This window comes from Kribbella sp. NPDC051137, from assembly GCF_040682535.1.
GTDB classification, from domain to species: domain Bacteria; phylum Actinomycetota; class Actinomycetes; order Propionibacteriales; family Kribbellaceae; genus Kribbella; species Kribbella karoonensis.
In genome coordinates this window covers 929,256-945,946 of sequence record NZ_JBFBBI010000002.1, presented here as the reverse complement: position 1 = coordinate 945,946, position 16,691 = coordinate 929,256, and the positions used below count along the sequence as shown (strand labels likewise).

Genomic DNA, 16,691 nt, shown 5'->3' with positions numbered 1-16,691 from the left:
GATGACAGACAACAGACGACATAGGAGTTCTGGATGCCCCGACATCGTCCGGCTCGCGTGCTCGCCGCAGCCGCCCTCACCGCCCTCACTGCCCTCTCGTCCACCGCCCCGACCTTCGCCGCCCCGCGCCCCACCGACGTCATCCTGGTCGCCCCGGACGGCAAGAAGCCTCAGAACCTCGACGCCGACCAGGTCGTCCGGACCCTCGACGCCGCCCAAGCCCTCGTCCGCGCCCGCAGCGCGACCACCGACGTCCGCGTCCTCCTCACCGGCGGCACCTACGAGCTGACCGCCCCGCTACAGTTCGGCACCCGCGACGGCGGCCGCAACGGCCACACCGTCACCTGGCAGAGCGTCCCCGGCCAGCGCGCCGTACTCTCCGGCGGCACCAGGATCACCCACTGGAAGCTGACCGACCCGGCCAAGAACATCTGGTCCGCCGACGTCCCGGCCGGCACCCGGTCGCGCCAGCTGTACGTCGACGGCAAACTCGCCCAGCGGACCCAACTGCTCCTCGCCGAGTCCAAGAAGACCCGCGGCAGCCTGGTGTTCAGCCAACGCGGGCTCACGGTCAACGATCCGGTCCTCGCCGCGCAGATCGCCGCCCTGTCCAATCCCGGCGCGCTGGAGATCGAGGAGCTCGGCTCGTTCACCGACCGCTACTCCCCCGTCCACTCGGTCGACGGCAACACCCTGGTGATGGAGCAGCCGGCCTGGGACAACAACAACTTCGGGTACGACACCCTCAAGTCGCCGTACGCCCGCGGCGCGATCTACCTGAACAACGCGTACGAGCTGATCTCCGGCCCGAACCAGTGGTACCTCGACTCCGCGAAGGGCAAGCTCTTCTACCGCCCCGCCGACGGCCGGTCGATGGCCGCGGCCGACGTCCGGCTCCCCCGGCTCGAGTCGCTCGTCCAGATCGGCGGGAGCTACGCCGATCCGGTCCAGAACCTTGCCTTCAGCAACATCACGTTCGCCCACAGCACCTGGAACTTCCCGAGCGGGCCGCAGGGTTACGTCGACCAACAGAGCGGCGCGCACGCGGTCGGCGAGTACGCCAAGCCCGCCGACTTCCTGACCAGCTGCCAGAACGGCTGCCCGGAGTTCGAGAAGACCCGTAACGAGTGGCACCAGATCCCGGCCGCCGTGCAGGTGTCCGCCGCCGCGCACGTCAGCTTCGACGGCAACAGTTTCGAGCAGCTCGGATCCGTCGGACTCGGCCTCGGCATGGACCCGAACGCGCACGCGTCCGGCACCGGGTACGGGGCCGCCGAGATCGATGTCCGTGGCAACAGCTTCACGAACAGCGCGGCCTCGGCGATCGTCGTCGGCGGCGTCCAGCCGGACGCCCACCACCCGCGGGACCCGCGGATGACGAACCACGACGTGCGGATTGTCAACAACAGGATTGTCGGCGTCTCGAAGGAGTACCGCGACAACGCCGGCATTCTGTCGACATACGTCACGCGGGCGACGATCACCCACAACACGCTGACGGATCTGCCGTACGACGGGGTCGACATCGGCTGGGGATGGGGTATCAACGACCCGGGCGGCAACCAGTACTACCTGAAGGCCGGGCTGTACAACTATCAGCCGATCTACGACACACCGACCACGTTCCGCGAGAACTACGTCGCGTACAACCTGATCCACGACACCAAGCAGGCGATGCACGACGGCGGCAGCATCTACACGCTCTCCGCGAGCCCGGGCGCCGTGATCGAACGCAACTACGTGTACGACAGCCAGGTGACGTTCGGCGCGCTGATCGACCAGGGCACCCGGTACGTCGTGATGCGTGACAACGTGTTCCTCGGCAGCAGCCGCTGGGTCTACATCAACTCCGACGCCGGCAACCCGGACACCTTCAACACCAAGGACAACCTGGTCACCGGCAACTGGTGGGACGTCGGCCCGGAACGCAACCCCGAGGGCCCCGGCTACAACAACCAAGTGATCGGCAACACCCAGATCACCGACGGCAACTTCCCACCCGAGGCCCGCCAGGTGATGACCGAGGCCGGCGCCCGCTAGACACGCCGCGTCAGCCTACGAATCCGCTCCGCAGCCGCCCGGGGCCGGCGGGGCGTCGTGCCCAGATCGTTGCCTCCGCATCGCTCCTTGACCCATTGTGCGGGAAATCGATTTCTGCCACACTCCCCGGCATGAACAGCGTGGGCAGGGTCGGTGTGATGGCGGGGCTGGCGTGCCTGGCCCTGTCGAGCACCACCGCCTGCGGCGGGGTGCCCGCCACGAACGATCCGCGCCTGAGCGGCGACCAGAAGGCGCCGTTCCGGCTCGGCGGCGTCGAGCACGTGACGAAGGTAGCGCAGCTGACAGGCCACGACTCGATCAACCACACCGGATCCGTCGAGGTGGTCGGGCAGGACCTCGGGTCGATGTTCGACGCCGACGGGAAGACCTGGTTCGTGTTCGGCGACACGTTCGGGCAGCGCGAGGACGGGCACACCGGAGGCGGCGGCACCGAGTGGCGCTCGAACACGATGGCCTGGACCACCGACAGCAACCCGGCCGACGGCATCACCTTCGGCGGTTATGTCACCGACGACACCGGCTGGGCGAAAGAGCTGATCCCGGGCAAGAAGATCGACAACGACGAGATGACGATCATCCCGACGTACGGCTTCGCCGCGAACGGCGCGATGTACCTCGCGTACATGTCGGTGCGGCACTGGGGTGACCCCGGCGAATGGGAGACCAACTACGCCGGTCTCGCGAAGTCGACCGACCACGGCCAGAACTGGACCACGCTGGAGTCCCCGCGCTGGGACGGCAACAGCAACTTCGTCCAGGTCAGCGTCACGAACCTCGACGGGACGCTGTACTTCTGGGGTGTCACGCACGGCCGGTTCGGCGGCGTCGCGCTGATGCGGGTCGCCGAGGCGGACGTCGAGCACCAGAAGGCGTACGAGTACTTCACCGGCGTCCGCGACGGCAAGCCCACCTGGGGCAAGGACCCGGCCGCGGCCGCACAGATCGCGGACGGGACCGTCGGTGAGCTCTCGGTGATGTGGAGCGAGTACCTCGGCCGCTGGATCATGACCTCGACCGACGGGTCCGGCCTGGGCTCGACGATCCGCGAAGGCATCACGCCCTGGGGTCCGTGGGGTGACCCGAAACCCCTCGTCACCCAGGAGGATCTGCCCGGCGTCTACTCGCCGTACCTGCATCCCGGGTACGTCGCGAACGGCGGCCGGACGATCTACTTCTCGATCTCCCAGTGGGGTCCCTACAACGTGTTCTGGTACCGCGCCGACCTCGTCAAGCAGTCGAAGTGACCGGCACCCGGCACCATCTATCACAGATCACAAGGAGCAGGAACATGCGTCACCGGAGACTCAGGATTCTCGTCGCCTCGGCCGTGGCCGCGACCCTCGCCCTCGCCGGCTGCGGCTCGTCCGACAACTCGGGGGGCTCCGGCGGTAAGGGCGGGACGACCGAGATCACCTTCTGGCAGCAGCAGTTCGAGCCGTACCAGCAGAAGTGGTTCAAGACGTACGTCGACAAGTTCAACGCGTCGCAGACCGCCGTCAAGGTCAAGTACCAGGTGGTTCCCGGTGACACCTGGACGCAGAAGCTGAAGGCGGCGCAGGCCGCCGGCACCCAGCCCGACGTCGCGACCACGAACTACGGCGGCATCCCGGCGGGCGTCGCGAACGGCCAGTTCGCCGAGCTCGACGGGCTGCTCCCGGACAAGGCGTGGGACGACATCAAGCCGAACGTCGCCGGCTTCGTCAAGGTCGACGGCAAGCACTACGCGTACCCGATGCTGGTCGAGCCCTCGACCGTGCTCTACTACCGCAAGGACCTGGTCACGGCCGCCGGGCTCGACCCGAACTCGCCGCCGAAGACCTGGGACGAGCTGCTCACCTGGGCCCAGAAGCTGACCAAGGGCAACGTGAAGGGGATGACGATGGCCTCCGTCGCCCCCGACCTCGGCTGGTCGAGCTGGGGCCTGCAGTACAACGCGTGCGGCCACCTGCCGATCAACGACGACTGGTCCGCCGCGAACGCGAAGGACCCGTGCTACACGAAGCTCTTCCAGCTGTACCAGACCCTGTTCCAGAAGGGCTGGATGCCGCAGCAGCCGAAGGTCGGGTACGCCGACGCGTCGCCGTACGGCCAGGGCCAGGTGGCGATGATGGCGGACGGCTCGTGGGCCGTCGGGCAGCTCAAGCAGAGCTTCCCCGCGATGATCAAGAACACCGCGGTCGCGCCGTTCCCGTCCGTCGACGGCGACCCGAGCAAGCCGACCGCGACGCTCGGCGGCTGGACGCTGACCGTCGACGGCAAGTCGAAGAAGAAGGAGGCCGCGGCCAAGTTCATCGACTACCTGCTGGCCGGCGACCCGGCGATCATGGCCGACTTCTTCCGGCAGAGCGGCTTCTCGAAGTACACCGTCCGTACGTCGGTCGACAAGGCGCTGGCCGGTGACCCGGCGGCCACCTCCGACCCGTTCATGAAGATCATCAGCGACAAGGTGGTCGCGACCGGCAAGGCCGAGCCGGCCTACCCGTTCGACATCTCGCTGGCCTTCGCGACCGCGATCGAGTCCGTGATGAAGGGCAAGTCCGACATCCCGGCCGCGACCCAGAAGGCGAGTGACGCGATCGACCGGGTGATCAAGCAGCAGCACCTCAAGGGCACGGCACCGAAGGGCTGACCGGACGATGCTCGACACCTCCACACAGCCGACGGGCCGGGTCACCCAGGTGACCGGCCCGTCGCGCCGGACCCGCCGCGGCAGGAAGGTCGCCGAGCAGGTGCCGCGGCACCTGCGGGCCCATCTGACCGCCTACCTGATGATCGCGCCGATGGTGATCCTGCTCGGGATCTTCGTGATCTGGCCGCTCGTCTACGCGTTCTACCTCAGCTTCTTCGAGATGAGCTTCTACAAGGACGCGAAGTTCGTCGGGTTCGACTTCTACCAGTACGTGCTGACCGACCGGACTTCTACGCGTCGCTGTGGGTCGGCCTCAAGCTGGCGATCATGGTCGTACCGGCGATCCTCGTCCTCGCGCTGCTGCTCGCGAGCTTCATCGCGACGCTGTCGAAGCGGCTGGCGGCGTTCATGAAGACCACCGTCTACGTGCCGGCGGTCGTCTCGAGCGTCGTCGCGGCGATCATCTTCGTCTTCATCTACCAGGACGAGGGCGTCGCGAACTGGTTCATCGGGCTGTTCGGCCACGGGCCCGTCGCCTGGCTGAACACGGCCGGTACGGCGCTGCCGGCGGTGGCGATCCCGGCGGTCTGGCTCGGGTTCGGCGTCTCGACGCTGATCATGCTCGCGGGCATCCTCGACATCCCGGAGAGCTACTTCGAGTCGGCCCGGCTGGACGGCGCGAACTTCTGGCAGCGCACCCGGTACATCACGGTCCCGTCGCTGCGCAACGTCATCCTGTTCCTGCTGGTCACCGGGCTGACGCTGACGATCCAGGAGTTCCAGCTGCCGCTGGTGATGACGAACGGCGGCCCGGTGGACGCCACCAACACGCCGAACCTGTACATCTTCAACAGCTTCCGCGACGGTACGCCGTACGCGACGAGCTACTCGCTGACGGCGGCGCTGCTGCTCTTCATCGTCATCGGCACCATCTCGATCATCATCTTCCGGGTCGTCAGCTCCGAGAAGTCGTCGGACGCCTGAGGCGTCACCGAAAGGACCTTTTCGATGAACCGCTCGTGGTACGCCCCGCGCCGGCTGCTGTCGTACCTGCTGGTCGCCGGCATCGCCCTCACCGCGCTCTTCCCGCTCGCGTGGATGGCGATGTCCGGCTTCAAGAGCCGGACCGAGGTACTGCGCAGCCCGTTCCAGTTCTTCCCCGACGTCTGGCGGGTGGAGAACTACCGCCTGATCCTCGCCGACCCGGCGTTCGTCCGGGCGATGGGCATCACGTTCCTCGGCGCCGTGCTCTTCACGGTCGCCAGCCTGGTGGTGAACTCCACGGCCGCGTACGCGTTCGCGCGGCTCGAGTTCGCCGGCAAGCGGCTGTGGTGGATCGTCTGCATCACCCCGATGTTCATCCCGGCGATGGCGATCCTGCTGACGTCGTTCGTCGTGGTGAGCAAGCTCGGGATGCTCGACACGCTCGCCGTGCTGATCGTCCCCGGTGTCGCGTCGAGCGCCCAGATGTTCTTCCTCCGCCAGTTCTACCTGAACATGCCGGCCGCGGTGGAGGAGGCCGCCCTGATCGACGGCGCGACCCGCTGGCAGATCTTCCTGCAGATCTTCGTACCCCAGTCCCTCGGCCCGTACGTCGTGGTCGGCATCGGCTCGTTCCTCGCGTACTGGAACTCGTACGTCTGGCCGGTCCTCGTCGTGTCGAACCCGGACCTGACGCAGATCATGCAGTACCTCGCCACGTTCCGCTCCTCGCGCGGCAACGACTGGGGCATGCTGATGGCCGGCTCCACGCTGGCCGCCCTTCCGACCATCGTCCTGGTCCTGATCTTCCAGCGCTACATCGTCAACGGCGTCCGCCTGGCCGGCCTGAAGTAGCCGTCCCGCGGCTGAAGACTGTCACATCTCTGCTGCGGCAGCCGACATACACATCATGAAACTGGTGGTGTTCGGAGCACATGGTGGGACTGGTCTGCATCTGACCCGGCAGGCGCTCGAGCTCGGGCATGGTGTGGTCGCGGTGACGCGGCGGCCTGGGGAGTTTCCGGTCGTTCATCCGAGGCTGACCGTTACCGGCGGCGACGTCTACGAGGTCGAGGACGTCGCCGCGGCCGTCGAGGGTGCGGACGCGGTGCTGTCCGCGCTCGGCGTCCCGTTCACCCGGCGACCGGTCACGGTCTACAGCCGCGGTACGGCGAACATCGTTGCCGCCATGGAGCGCCACGGCGTCAAGCGGATCGTGGTGATCAGCTCGGTCTCCACCGACCCACACCCGCACGGCGAGGCCGGCTTCCTGATGAACAAGGTGATCCAGCCGCTGGTCACCGCCACGATCGGCAGGACGACGTACGCCGACATGCGCCGGATGGAGGCAGACCTCCGGGCCACGACGCTCGACTGGACCGTGGTCCGCCCGGCCGGGCTCTACGACGCCGACCGTGTGACGGCGTACAGACTGGAGGAAGATCGCACCGACGGCTTCCGGACGAGCCGCGCCGACCTGGCCGCGTCCGTCCTCGCCCAACTGGACACCACCCAATGGGTGCACCGCAACGTCGCGGTGACGACCTCCGACGGCGCACCGAGCCTGCTGCAACTGATGTTCGGCGAAGCCCTCCCCCGCCGCTGAACCCCAACCGCCACGGACGTCGCCGTTAACAGGTTGTAACGCGGTCGCTCCAATACCGCGCTGGCACGGGTTCGGGTGGAGTCGGATGCTGGAGAAGGGCGGTACGGGGGGGAGGACCGGGTTGACTGACGATCGGCGGCCGAGCGGTATCGGACTGCCGTCGAGCCGCTGGATGTGGGCTGCGGCGGTGCTCGCCGGTACGGCGGCGTGTGTCCTGCTGCCGTTGTTGTGGGACCACACCGGCGCCGACCTCAAGGTCTACCGTCTCGGCGGCGACACGATCCTCAGCGAACCGTCGGCGCTCTACTCGGCCCGGCTGCCGGTGATCTCCTTGCCTTTCACCTATCCGGCGTTCGCCGCGCTGGTCTTCGTACCGTTCGCGCTGCTGCCCTGGCCGCTCGCGTACGGCGTCTCGATCGCCTGCTCGATCGTTGCGCTGTGGGTGATCGTCCGGTACTCGCTGCGCGACCAGCGGCTACGGACGGCGGCCGTGCTGGTGGCAGTCGCCGGGTGCCTCCTGGTGGAGCCGGTGCGCGAGACCTTGTCGTACGGTCAGATCAACCTGTTCCTCTGCGCACTCGTCATGTACGACGTACTCGACGGGAAGCACCCCGGCCGGGGCAGCTGGGTCGGGGTCGCGGCCGGTATCAAGCTGACGCCATTGGTCTTCCTCGCGCTGCTCCTCGTCACCAAGCAGTGGCGTGCCCTCAGGTATGCGGCCGGAGCCTTCTGCGGCACCCTCCTGATCGGCTTCGTCGCGGCACCGAGCGCGTCGTGGGAGTACTGGACGCGGCTGGTGTTCAACGCGGGCCGGATCGGCCCGCCCGCGTTCGCCGGCAACCAGTCCTGGAACGGGCTGCTCGTCAGACTCGGCGCACCCTCCGGCGGAACCGTTTGGATGGTCCTGGTGCCGGCAACAGTCATCACCGGCCTCTGGTTGAGCCGCCGCCTGTACAACCAGGGCCAACCGCTCGCGAGCCTGTCGGTGTGCGCCACGATCGGGTTGCTCTGCGCACCGATCTCGTGGAACCACCACTGGGTGTGGATGATCCCTCTCGGCGTTGCCCTCACGAAGGTCGTGCCCGTCGACCGGCCGCTCGCCAGGGTCGCGGTGGCTGTTGTCTGGTTCGGCTACCTGATCTTCGCACCGTACCGCTGGGTGCCGCGCGCCGACGGCCGGGAGTTCTCCTGGACCGTCGGCGAGCAACTCCTCGGCAATGCCTACGTGATCGCCGCGCTGGCAGCACTCGTCGTACTCGCCGTCACGAGCACCAGCCGACGCGACCGTCAGCAGACGGTGTACTCGGGAGCCGGATCGTTGTAGCTGTCGGACCAGGGACCCGAGCTCACGATGATGTGCACACCGAGGCACGGGGCCGAGGCCGGGGAGTAGAGCATCCCGCTGGTTCCGACGGCGTAGTCCTTCGCCGACGTGCTGGACGACCCGTAACGACCGTCGATACTCGCCGCGATCCCCATCCCGTTCGGGTTGCTCGGTGCGACCTGCACCCAGTTGGTCACGCAGCGGGGCGACCAGTAGATCCGCATTTGTCCGACGTACCGGCCGTACTTGTCCCAGACGCCCGTGGAGTGGATCACCTGTTGGTCGCTCGTACAGCCCTTGATCCACGGGAAGTACCCGTTCAGCTCGGTCCCTGCGTGCGCCGGCAGCGCCAGCACCGCGGTACCCGTGATACCTAGTGCCAGCGCTGCGACGGTCGTCCGAATCCTGCTCTTCAATCTCATGTCCGGGAACGTAACAACGGGCCGAGAGCAACTACCTAGGATTAAGGCAAAGGCTTCATGCTGCGCTGCTCGAGTACCACGACGGGAATCTGGCGATCGGTACGTCGCTGGTAGCGCTCGTAGCCTGCGTGGATCTTGACGATCCTCGCCCACAGCGCCTCCCGCTCGGCTCCGGTCGCGGTGCGGGCGTGGACGGATCGGGTGCGGCCGCGGAGCAGCACCTCGACGTCGGGGTTCGCGCGCAGGTTCCGGTACCAGGCGGGGTGTCGGTCGTCGCCGCCGAACGACGCCACCAGCGCGATCCGCTCGTCGTCGGCGATCGGTGCGGTCAGCATCGTCGTGCGCCGCTGACCGGTCTTCCGCCCGACGGTCACGAGCCCGACCACCGGCATCCCCAACGCCCGGCCGAACACCCGCCCCTTCGACCCGAAGAACACCGCCACATGCAGCCGCGTCGAGAACTTGTACAGCACGTCCTTGATCCGCATCTCCACCCCTCCATCGCAACTCCAAGTTGCGATCTCCAGCGTGACACACCCCTTCGCGTATCGCAACTCTGAGTTGCGATACGCTGGCAGAGTGACGGGAGTTGAGCGACCTCGAGCACCCGGGCGGGGGCCGAAGGTGCGGGCGGCTGTGCTCGATGCGACTCTGGCCGAGTTGGCGGACGGTGGATACGCGGGGTTGACGATCGACAAGGTCGCCCGGCGGGCCGGCGTGCACAAGACGACGGTTTACCGCCGGTGGCCGAATCGCGAGCGCTTGGTTGCCGACGTACTCGGCGAGCACCTCACGACCGACTTCCCGATCCCCGACACCGGGAGCCTGGCCGACGACCTGCGCGCGCTCGCGCAGGCCTTCGTCGCCTGGGTGACCAGCCCGCCGGGCCGGATGATCTTCACCGCGATCTACAGCGACGCGGCCCGCTTCACCGAGATCGACGACGTACGCCGGGACCTGTTCGAGTACGGCCCCCGCCGCGCGAAGCTCGTCGTGGAGCGCGCCGTCGCCCGCGGCGAACTGCCCGTCGGCACGAACCCGGTCGCGGTGATCCGCACGTTGATCGCGCCGATCTACTTCCAGCTCACGGTCGTGTCCGAACCCGTCGACGAACACACAGCGGAACAAGCCGCCGGCATCGCTCTCGCGGCCGCGCGGGCCGGGGTCTTCCACCTGTGAAATCATGCTCGGCATGCGCGGAAGAACGGACCACCTGACCTGGTACCGGACCGATGAGGCAGCGGCTGAGGTCGTCTTCCTGCACGGGTTCACCGACTCGGCGCAGTGCTGGGATCCGGTGATCCGAGCGCTCCCGGGCGTCCGGACCCTGGCGATCGACGCCCGCGGACACGGCGAGTCCGGGCTTCCCGACGAGCCGATCCGCTACACCGCCCACCGCGACGACGCCGCCCTCGTACTGTCGGACCAGCCGGAGAACGGCGGAGTCGTCGTGGTCGGCCACTCGATGGGCGCGATGGCCGCCGCCTACCTGGCCGCGTCGCGGCCGGACCTGGTGCGGGCCGTCGTACTGGAGGATCCGCCGACCGGTGCCCCGGGCAACCATCAGGACGAGCCGTGGTCCGAGCCGGAGTGGCTCGCCGAGCTCCGCGCCCTCGAGCTGCCGGACCGGATCGCCCGGGGCCGGGCCAACGACCCGGGCTGGCCCGACGACGAGCTCGAACCGTGGGCCGTGTCGAAGGGGCAGGTCAACCCGCACCTGTTCGACCTGACGTTCCAGCAAGCAGGCCCGCTGACCGAGCTGCTCGCCGCGATCACCTGCCCGGTCCTGCTGATCCACGGCGACACCGACCGCGGCGGACTCATCTCCCCGGAGTACGCCGAGCAGTGCGCGCAGGCCGCCGCCGGCGAGTTCCACGCAGTACACATCCCGGAAGCCGGCCATTCGGTACACCGCGACAACCGCCCGCGGTACCTGGCGGAACTCACCGCGTTCCTGACGCACCACGACCCAAAGGATGCCCGATGAAGAGCGTGCCCCTCGGCGCCACCGGCCTCGCCGTCCCGAACGTGACCCTCGGCGTGATGCGGATCGGCGGCAAGACCGACGACGAGATCCGCACCCTCGTCCGCACCGCGCGTGACGCCGGCATCGACTTCTTCGACCACGCCGCCGTGTACGGCGGTGCGCTGCACGGCGCCGAGGAACGGTTCGCCGACGCGCTTCGGCTGACGTCGTCCGAGCGTGCCGAGATCACCCTCCAGACCAAGGCGGGCATCGACCCGGCGGCCGGGTACGACTCGTCGTACGAGCATCTGGTCGGCTCGGTCGACGACTCGCTGCGGGCGCTGCGCACCGACTACCTCGACGTCCTGCTCATCCACCGTCCCGACGCACTCGTCGAACCGGCCGAGGTCGCGCGGGCGTTCGACGACCTGGAGGCGGCGGGCAAGGTCCGGGCGTTCGGGGTGTCCAACCACACGCCACTGCAGATCGAGCTGCTGAAGACCGCCGTACGGCAGCCGCTGGTCGTCAACCAGCTACAGCTGTCGCTCACGCACGCGCCGATCGTCGCGCAGGGCGTCGCCGCGAACATGGCCGGGCTCGACCAGTCCGCCGTGATCGACGGTGGCGGCGTCCTCGACTACTGCCGCATCCACCGCATCACGGTGCAGGCGTGGTCCCCGTTCCAGGCCGGCTTCTTCACCGGTCCGTTCCTCGGCTCACCGGACTACCCCGAGCTGAACGCGGTGATCGACCGCCTCGGCAAGCAGTACGGCGTACCGCCGATCGCGATCGCCACCGCCTGGATCACGCGGCATCCCGCGCAGATGCAGGTCGTCCTCGGCACCACCACACCCGAGCGTGTCGCGGGCGCCGCGCAAGGCTCCGACGTCCCGCTGACACGCGCCGAGTGGTACGAGCTGTTCAAGGCGGCCGGCCACCAGGTGCCGTGACCGGTCAGCCCTTCAGTCCGCTGTTGGCGACCCCCTCGATGACGTAGCGCTGCACGACGACGTACAGGATCAGCACCGGGATGGCGGCCAGCGTCGCGCCCGCCATCACGACCGGGTAGTCCGTGGTGTAGGCACCCTGCAGTGTCGCCAGACCTGGTGCGAGCGTCATCTTCTCCGGGCTGAACAGCACGAACACCGGCCAGACGAAGTCGTTCCAGGCGCCGAGGAAACTCAGCACCGCGAGCGTCACCAGCGCCGGTTTCGACAGCGGCAGCACGATCCGGGTGAAGATCGTCCAGGAGTTCGCCCCGTCGATCAGCGCGCTCTCCTCCAGCTCCCGCGGGATCGCCAGGAAGAACTGCCGGAGGAAGAACACCCCGAACGCGTTGGCCGCTCCGGGCACCACCAGCGCCCAGATGCTGTCCAGCCAGCCGAGCGTGCTCATCGTCAGGTAGTTCGGCATGAAGAAGATGAAGCCCGGGACGAACAGCGTCGCGATCAGTGCGCCGAACAGCAGGTTGCGCCCGACGAACTGCATCCGCGACAACGCGTACGCCGCCATCGAGGCGACCGTGACGACCAGCAGCATGTGCAGGACCGAGACGATCAGCGAGTTCGCCAGCCACAGGTACACCGGGTTCGCCGCGTCGGCGAAGATCATGTGGTACGCACGCAGCGTCCACTGCCCCGGCAGGATGTGGATCGGGATCGACCTGGCGTCGGTCTCGGTCTTGAACGTCGTCAGCAGCATCCACAGCAGCGGCAGGACGAAGATCAGCGAGATCACCGTCATCGCGACGTACGTCAGCGGTCCGACCCGGTGCCGCGAATAGGCCCGTCGCCGGCGTCCCGTACCGCTGTCGTCCGGCGTCGCGGTCGGCGTTACGTCCTGAAGAGTCGTCGTCACTTGCGCTCCCTCATCAGCAGGAAGTTGGCGATCGAGACCAGTGCGAGCACGAGTGCCAGCACGTAGCTCATCGCGGACGCCGTACCCATCCGGAAGCCCCGCAGACCCTCGTTGGTCATCGCCATGATCGCCGTCGTCGTACTGTCTCCCGGCCCGCCGTGGGTCAGCAGGTACGGCTGGCCGAACAGGTTCGCGCTGGCCAGGATCGTGGTGGTCAGCACGAACACGAACACGTTCCGCAGCCCTGGAACGGTGACGTGCCGGAACTGGCCCCAGCGGCCGGCGCCGTCGAGCTCGGCTGCCTCGTACAGCTCCGGTGGGAGCGACTGCAGCCCGGCCAGAAAGATCACCGCGTTGAAGCCGATCGTCCACCAGATCGTGGTGACCAGGATCGTGATCCACGCCTCCGGCTGACTCGACAGCCACGCGACCTTCGGCAGCCCGATCCCGGAGAGCAGCCCGTTGACCAGGCCGACCTCCGGGTCGAACAGATACCCGAACAGCACCCCGACCACCGCGACCCCGAGCACGAACGGCGTGAAGATCACCGCGCGGAAGAACGTCCGGCCGGGGAACTGCCGGTTCAGCAGCAGCGACAGCAGCAGCGGGATCGCCACCAGGAACGGCACGCTGATCAGGACGAAGAGGAACGTGTTCTTCATCCCGTTCCAGAACGGCTGGAAGATCACCGACCCCGAGTTGAACAGGTCACGGTAGTTCTGCAACCCCACCCACGGCTTGCCCGGCAGCATGAAGTCCCAGTTGTGCAGGCTCATCCAGACACCGCGGATCGCCGGCCAGATCAGGAACGTCAGCATCAGCACGACGAACGGGGCGACGAACAGGTACGGCGTCCACGGGCGGTGGTGGCGCAGCGCGGTCCGGCTCATGGCCCCGACTCACCCGTACTTCTTCTTGTTCGACGTCAAGATCTGATCGCCCTTCTGGGCCGCGTCCCGGAGCGCCTGGTCGACCGGCTTCTTGCCCGTCATCGCCAGGCTGACGGCCTTCGACCACTCCGGGTCGGTGTCGCCCATGCCCGGCACGTTCGGCGGGAAGTGCGCCCAGTCGATCATCTTCTCGAACTGCTTGACCTCGGTGTACTTCTGGAAGTCCGCCGACTCGCGGACCGACTTGCGGGCCGGCACCATCCCGGCCTCGGCCCAGCCGACCGAGTGCTGGCTCATCCAGTTGATGAAGAACCGCGACGCGTCCGCCTTGTTCTTGTCGTCCTGCACCTGGCGCGGCAGCGTGAAGCAGTGCGAACCGGCCCAGGTCTGCTGCTGGGAGCCGAGCACCGGGATCGGCGCGCAGCCCCAGTCCAGGCCCTTCGCCGTCTTGCAGGGCGTCACCATCCACGGGCCGACGATCATGAACGCGGCCTTGTTGTTGCTGAACGACACCCAGTCGCCGTCGCCCGCCGCGTTCTGCGGTGAGTACCCCTGGTCGATCAGGCTCTTGAAGAACGTGATCGAGTCGATCGCGGGCTGATCGCCGAAGCCGGTCTTGGTGCCGTCATCGCTGATCATGTAGCCGCCGTTCTGGAAGATCATCGACTGGGCGATCAGCCCGCCGACGCTCAGCGCGCTCACCCAGTAGCCCTTGACGCCCTTGGACTTGCACTTGTCCAGGATCGCCATGAACTCGTCCTTGGTGGTCGGCGGCTTCTCCGGATCCGCGCCGACCTGGGACAGCACCTTCTTGTTGTAGTAGAGCCCCGCCGGGTGGATGTCGAGCGGGATCGCGTACTGCGAGTCCTTGTAGTGCGCCGACTTCCACACCGCGTCCGCGTAGTCCGCGGCCGTCAGGTTGAGGCCCTTCACCACGTCGTCGATCGGCTGGATCACCCGCCGGGCGGCGTTGGTCGCGATGTCCGCGGTGTGCATCAGGCAGATGTCCGGGGCCTTGCCGCTCTGCACCGCGGCCGGCAGCTTCTGGAACAGGTCGGCCCACGCGATCGAGGTGGTGGTGACCTTGATCTTCGGGTTCGCGGCCATGAAGTTCGCGACCAGCTTCTTCATCACCGGGCCGTCGCCGCCGGTCAGTCCGTTCCAGTACTGGAGCTCGACGTTCGGGCCGTCGTACCCGTCCGCGCCGCCCTTTCCGGTGGCCGGCGCCGTCCCGGCCTGGCCGGGTCCGTGACTACCGCCGCAGGCCGCGAGCGACAGGCCGGCCGCGGCCGCGCCGGCAACGCCGAGCAGTGTCCGGCGGCCGAGCCGCACAGGATCTGGTGCGTTCATGGTCAGGTCCTTTCTGAGGGGATCAACGGCTCGTGAGCCGAATGCAGTGCCACGACGCCGGCGGCAGCGTGACCTCGAGGTTGCCGCCGGCAACTTCGGAGACGCCCGGGTGCGGGACCACCCGGTCGGGCGCGTCCTGGGAGTTGACGGCGTACCGGTCGTCCTCGGCGACGGTCAGGTGCTCGACCACCCGGAGGTCGCCGAACGCCCCGAGCCGGACCGTCCACGAGGTCGACTCGGTCAGCGACCGGTTGACCGCGAAGACGGCGAGGTCGCCGGACTCCGCGTCGTACGTCGCGACCGCCCAGACCTGTTCGACCTCGCCGTACGCCGGCGTGTCGATCCGGCCGTGGTCGCCGGCGAGCATCAGGACGGTTCCGCGCGCGTGCTTCGCGGTCAGCGCGAACGGGTGGAAGATCGTCTGCCGCCACGCCGGTCCGCCCTCGGCGGTGAGGATCGGGGCGATCGCGTTCACCAGCTGCGCCTGGCACGCCACGCCGACCCGGTCGGTGTTGCGCAGCAGCGTGATCAGCAACGATCCGACCACGACCGCGTCGAGTGCGTTGTAGACGTCCTGGATGAGCTCGGGTGCCTCGGACGCCTCGGTCCGCTGCACCTCCTGCTCCCCGTGCCGGGCGGCGAACCACACGTTCCACTCGTCGAACGACACCTTGATGCGCTTCTCCGAGTGCCGCATCGCCGCGACGTGGTCGGCGGTCGCGACCACGTCCCGGATGAAGCGGTCCATGTGTGTCGAGGCAGCCAGGAACGACGCCTCGTCACCGCCGACCGGCTCGTAGTACGCGTGCGCGGAGATCAGCTCGACGTCGTCGAAGCAGTGCTCGAGGACAACCCGTTCCCACTCGCCGAACGTCGGCATCGTGGTGTTCGACGAGCCGCACGCGACCAGCTGGAGATCCGGGTCGAAGGTCTTGTACGCCCGCGCGACCTCCTGCGCGAGGCGCGCGTACTCGAGCGGCGTCTTGTGCCCGATCTGCCAGGGGCCGTCCATCTCGTTGCCGAGGCACCAGAGCCGGACGTCCCAGGGTTTGCCGTAGCCGTTCGCGACGCGTTGATCGGCGTACCGGGTGCCGGCCGCGCCGTTGACGTACTCCAGGTAGTCGACCGCCTCGGACAGGCCGCGGTTGCCGAGGTTCACGGCGAGCATCGGCTGGATGCCGATACGGTTGCACCAGGCAAGGAAATCGTCGGTGCCGACCTGGTTGGTCTCGATCGAACGCCAGGCCAGGTCGAGCACCCGGGGCCGCTGGTCGCGCGGCCCGACACCGTCCTCCCAGCGGTAGTTCGAGACGAAGTTGCCGCCCGGGTAACGGACGACGGTGGCGCCGAGCTCGCGCACCAGCGCGGCGACGTCACCCCGGAACCCGTCGGCATCGGCGGTGGGGTGGGTAGGTTCGTAGATCCCGGTGTAGACGCAGCGGCCGAGATGCTCGACAAAGGTTCCGAACAACAGGGGATTGAGCTCGCCGACGCTGAACGCCGGGTCGATCGTGGACGTGGGCATAGGCAGTCCTCACAGGAAGTTCCAACGATGTAACGCCCGCGGTGGAGGAAGTTTGCAACGGGTGCAAACACGCTGTCAAC

The 16,691-nt window shown here is 67.8% G+C and carries 17 protein-coding genes; 11 read left to right on the top strand and 6 right to left on the bottom strand.

Going from position 1 to position 16,691, the window contains the following annotated elements:
• The first annotated feature begins 33 nt into the window (after positions 1-33).
• The 8 genes from AB0M51_RS12055 to AB0M51_RS12020 all read left to right on the top strand — a co-directional run bounded on the left by AB0M51_RS12055 (position 34) and on the right by AB0M51_RS12020 (position 8,601).
• Positions 34-2,040 (top strand): right-handed parallel beta-helix repeat-containing protein, encoded by a 2,007-nt coding sequence (locus AB0M51_RS12055; protein ID WP_344187800.1) that lies wholly within the window; start codon positions 34-36, stop codon positions 2,038-2,040.
• A gap of 131 nt (positions 2,041-2,171) precedes the next feature.
• Complete coding sequence (locus AB0M51_RS12050) at positions 2,172-3,305, top strand: DUF4185 domain-containing protein (RefSeq protein ID WP_344187801.1); 1,134 nt, start codon at positions 2,172-2,174, stop codon at positions 3,303-3,305.
• 44 nt (positions 3,306-3,349) lie between these two features.
• Entirely contained in the window at positions 3,350-4,690 is a 1,341-nt protein-coding gene (locus tag AB0M51_RS12045; RefSeq protein WP_344187802.1) for an extracellular solute-binding protein, read from the top strand.
• 7 nt (positions 4,691-4,697) lie between these two features.
• Positions 4,698-5,102 carry a hypothetical protein gene (locus AB0M51_RS12040; protein ID WP_363749200.1) on the top strand — a complete coding sequence of 135 codons (405 nt, stop codon included), beginning with the start codon at positions 4,698-4,700 and terminating at the stop codon, positions 5,100-5,102.
• Positions 5,018-5,674 carry a sugar ABC transporter permease gene (locus AB0M51_RS12035; RefSeq protein ID WP_363749198.1) on the top strand — a complete coding sequence of 219 codons (657 nt, stop codon included), beginning with the start codon at positions 5,018-5,020 and terminating at the stop codon, positions 5,672-5,674. The genes AB0M51_RS12040 and AB0M51_RS12035 overlap by 85 nt, the downstream gene beginning before the upstream one ends.
• A gap of 24 nt (positions 5,675-5,698) precedes the next feature.
• On the top strand, positions 5,699-6,526 hold the full coding sequence (locus AB0M51_RS12030) for a carbohydrate ABC transporter permease (protein ID WP_344187804.1): 828 nt from the start codon (positions 5,699-5,701) through the stop codon (positions 6,524-6,526).
• A 55-nt stretch (positions 6,527-6,581) separates the two neighbouring features.
• Positions 6,582-7,277, top strand: a complete 696-nt coding sequence (locus AB0M51_RS12025; protein ID WP_344187805.1) for an NAD(P)H-binding protein — start codon at positions 6,582-6,584, stop codon at positions 7,275-7,277.
• A gap of 121 nt (positions 7,278-7,398) precedes the next feature.
• Positions 7,399-8,601, top strand: coding sequence for a glycosyltransferase 87 family protein (locus tag AB0M51_RS12020; protein WP_344187806.1), 1,203 nt, complete (start codon positions 7,399-7,401; stop codon positions 8,599-8,601).
• Here the strand turns inward: AB0M51_RS12020 and AB0M51_RS12015 are convergent.
• Together AB0M51_RS12015 and AB0M51_RS12010 are read right to left on the bottom strand one after the other, a co-directional pair.
• Positions 8,565-9,023, bottom strand: a complete 459-nt coding sequence (locus tag AB0M51_RS12015; RefSeq protein ID WP_344187807.1) for a hypothetical protein — start codon at positions 9,021-9,023, stop codon at positions 8,565-8,567. The genes AB0M51_RS12020 and AB0M51_RS12015 overlap by 37 nt on opposite strands.
• Before the next feature lie 41 nt (positions 9,024-9,064).
• Positions 9,065-9,511, bottom strand: coding sequence for a nitroreductase family deazaflavin-dependent oxidoreductase (locus AB0M51_RS12010; RefSeq protein WP_344187808.1), 447 nt, complete (start codon positions 9,509-9,511; stop codon positions 9,065-9,067).
• Positions 9,512-9,659: 148 nt separating this feature from the next.
• Here AB0M51_RS12010 and AB0M51_RS12005 point away from each other — a divergent pair, with 148 nt between their 5' ends.
• The 3 genes from AB0M51_RS12005 to AB0M51_RS11995 are packed head-to-tail and all read left to right on the top strand — an operon-like array spanning position 9,660 to position 11,939.
• On the top strand, positions 9,660-10,202 hold the full coding sequence (locus AB0M51_RS12005) for a TetR/AcrR family transcriptional regulator (RefSeq protein WP_344187809.1): 543 nt from the start codon (positions 9,660-9,662) through the stop codon (positions 10,200-10,202).
• 13 nt (positions 10,203-10,215) lie between these two features.
• Positions 10,216-11,010 carry an alpha/beta hydrolase gene (locus tag AB0M51_RS12000; RefSeq protein WP_344187810.1) on the top strand — a complete coding sequence of 265 codons (795 nt, stop codon included), beginning with the start codon at positions 10,216-10,218 and terminating at the stop codon, positions 11,008-11,010.
• The gene (locus AB0M51_RS11995) at positions 11,007-11,939 is read left to right on the top strand and encodes an aldo/keto reductase (protein ID WP_344187811.1); all 933 of its coding nucleotides are present in this window, start codon (positions 11,007-11,009) and stop codon (positions 11,937-11,939) included. The genes AB0M51_RS12000 and AB0M51_RS11995 overlap by 4 nt, the downstream gene beginning before the upstream one ends.
• Before the next feature lie 4 nt (positions 11,940-11,943).
• Here AB0M51_RS11995 and AB0M51_RS11990 read toward each other — a convergent pair whose 3' ends face one another.
• The 4 genes from AB0M51_RS11990 to AB0M51_RS11975 are packed head-to-tail and all read right to left on the bottom strand — an operon-like array spanning position 11,944 to position 16,611.
• Positions 11,944-12,846, bottom strand: a complete 903-nt coding sequence (locus AB0M51_RS11990; RefSeq protein WP_344187812.1) for a carbohydrate ABC transporter permease — start codon at positions 12,844-12,846, stop codon at positions 11,944-11,946.
• Positions 12,843-13,736, bottom strand: coding sequence for a sugar ABC transporter permease (locus tag AB0M51_RS11985; protein WP_344187813.1), 894 nt, complete (start codon positions 13,734-13,736; stop codon positions 12,843-12,845). The genes AB0M51_RS11990 and AB0M51_RS11985 overlap by 4 nt, the downstream gene beginning before the upstream one ends.
• Positions 13,737-13,745: 9 nt before the next feature.
• Entirely contained in the window at positions 13,746-15,086 is a 1,341-nt protein-coding gene (locus AB0M51_RS11980) for an ABC transporter substrate-binding protein (RefSeq protein ID WP_344187814.1), read from the bottom strand.
• A 22-nt stretch (positions 15,087-15,108) separates the two neighbouring features.
• Positions 15,109-16,611 (bottom strand): alpha-N-arabinofuranosidase, encoded by a 1,503-nt coding sequence (locus AB0M51_RS11975; RefSeq protein ID WP_344187815.1) that lies wholly within the window; start codon positions 16,609-16,611, stop codon positions 15,109-15,111.
• Positions 16,612-16,691: the final 80 nt, after the last annotated feature.

Coding starts and splice junctions, on each gene's coding strand:
- AB0M51_RS12055 (WP_344187800.1), top strand. CDS start 34: ATGCCCCGACATCGTCCGGCTCGCGTGCTCGCCGCAGCCGCCCTCACC.
- AB0M51_RS12050 (WP_344187801.1), top strand. CDS start 2,172: ATGAACAGCGTGGGCAGGGTCGGTGTGATGGCGGGGCTGGCGTGCCTG.
- AB0M51_RS12045 (WP_344187802.1), top strand. CDS start 3,350: ATGCGTCACCGGAGACTCAGGATTCTCGTCGCCTCGGCCGTGGCCGCG.
- AB0M51_RS12040 (WP_363749200.1), top strand. CDS start 4,698: ATGCTCGACACCTCCACACAGCCGACGGGCCGGGTCACCCAGGTGACC.
- AB0M51_RS12035 (WP_363749198.1), top strand. CDS start 5,018: ATGGTCGTACCGGCGATCCTCGTCCTCGCGCTGCTGCTCGCGAGCTTC.
- AB0M51_RS12030 (WP_344187804.1), top strand. CDS start 5,699: ATGAACCGCTCGTGGTACGCCCCGCGCCGGCTGCTGTCGTACCTGCTG.
- AB0M51_RS12025 (WP_344187805.1), top strand. CDS start 6,582: ATGAAACTGGTGGTGTTCGGAGCACATGGTGGGACTGGTCTGCATCTG.
- AB0M51_RS12015 (WP_344187807.1), bottom strand. CDS start 9,023: ATGAGATTGAAGAGCAGGATTCGGACGACCGTCGCAGCGCTGGCACTA.
- AB0M51_RS12010 (WP_344187808.1), bottom strand. CDS start 9,511: ATGCGGATCAAGGACGTGCTGTACAAGTTCTCGACGCGGCTGCATGTG.
- AB0M51_RS12000 (WP_344187810.1), top strand. CDS start 10,216: ATGCGCGGAAGAACGGACCACCTGACCTGGTACCGGACCGATGAGGCA.
- AB0M51_RS11995 (WP_344187811.1), top strand. CDS start 11,007: ATGAAGAGCGTGCCCCTCGGCGCCACCGGCCTCGCCGTCCCGAACGTG.
- AB0M51_RS11985 (WP_344187813.1), bottom strand. CDS start 13,736: ATGAGCCGGACCGCGCTGCGCCACCACCGCCCGTGGACGCCGTACCTG.
- AB0M51_RS11980 (WP_344187814.1), bottom strand. CDS start 15,086: ATGAACGCACCAGATCCTGTGCGGCTCGGCCGCCGGACACTGCTCGGC.
- AB0M51_RS11975 (WP_344187815.1), bottom strand. CDS start 16,611: ATGCCCACGTCCACGATCGACCCGGCGTTCAGCGTCGGCGAGCTCAAT.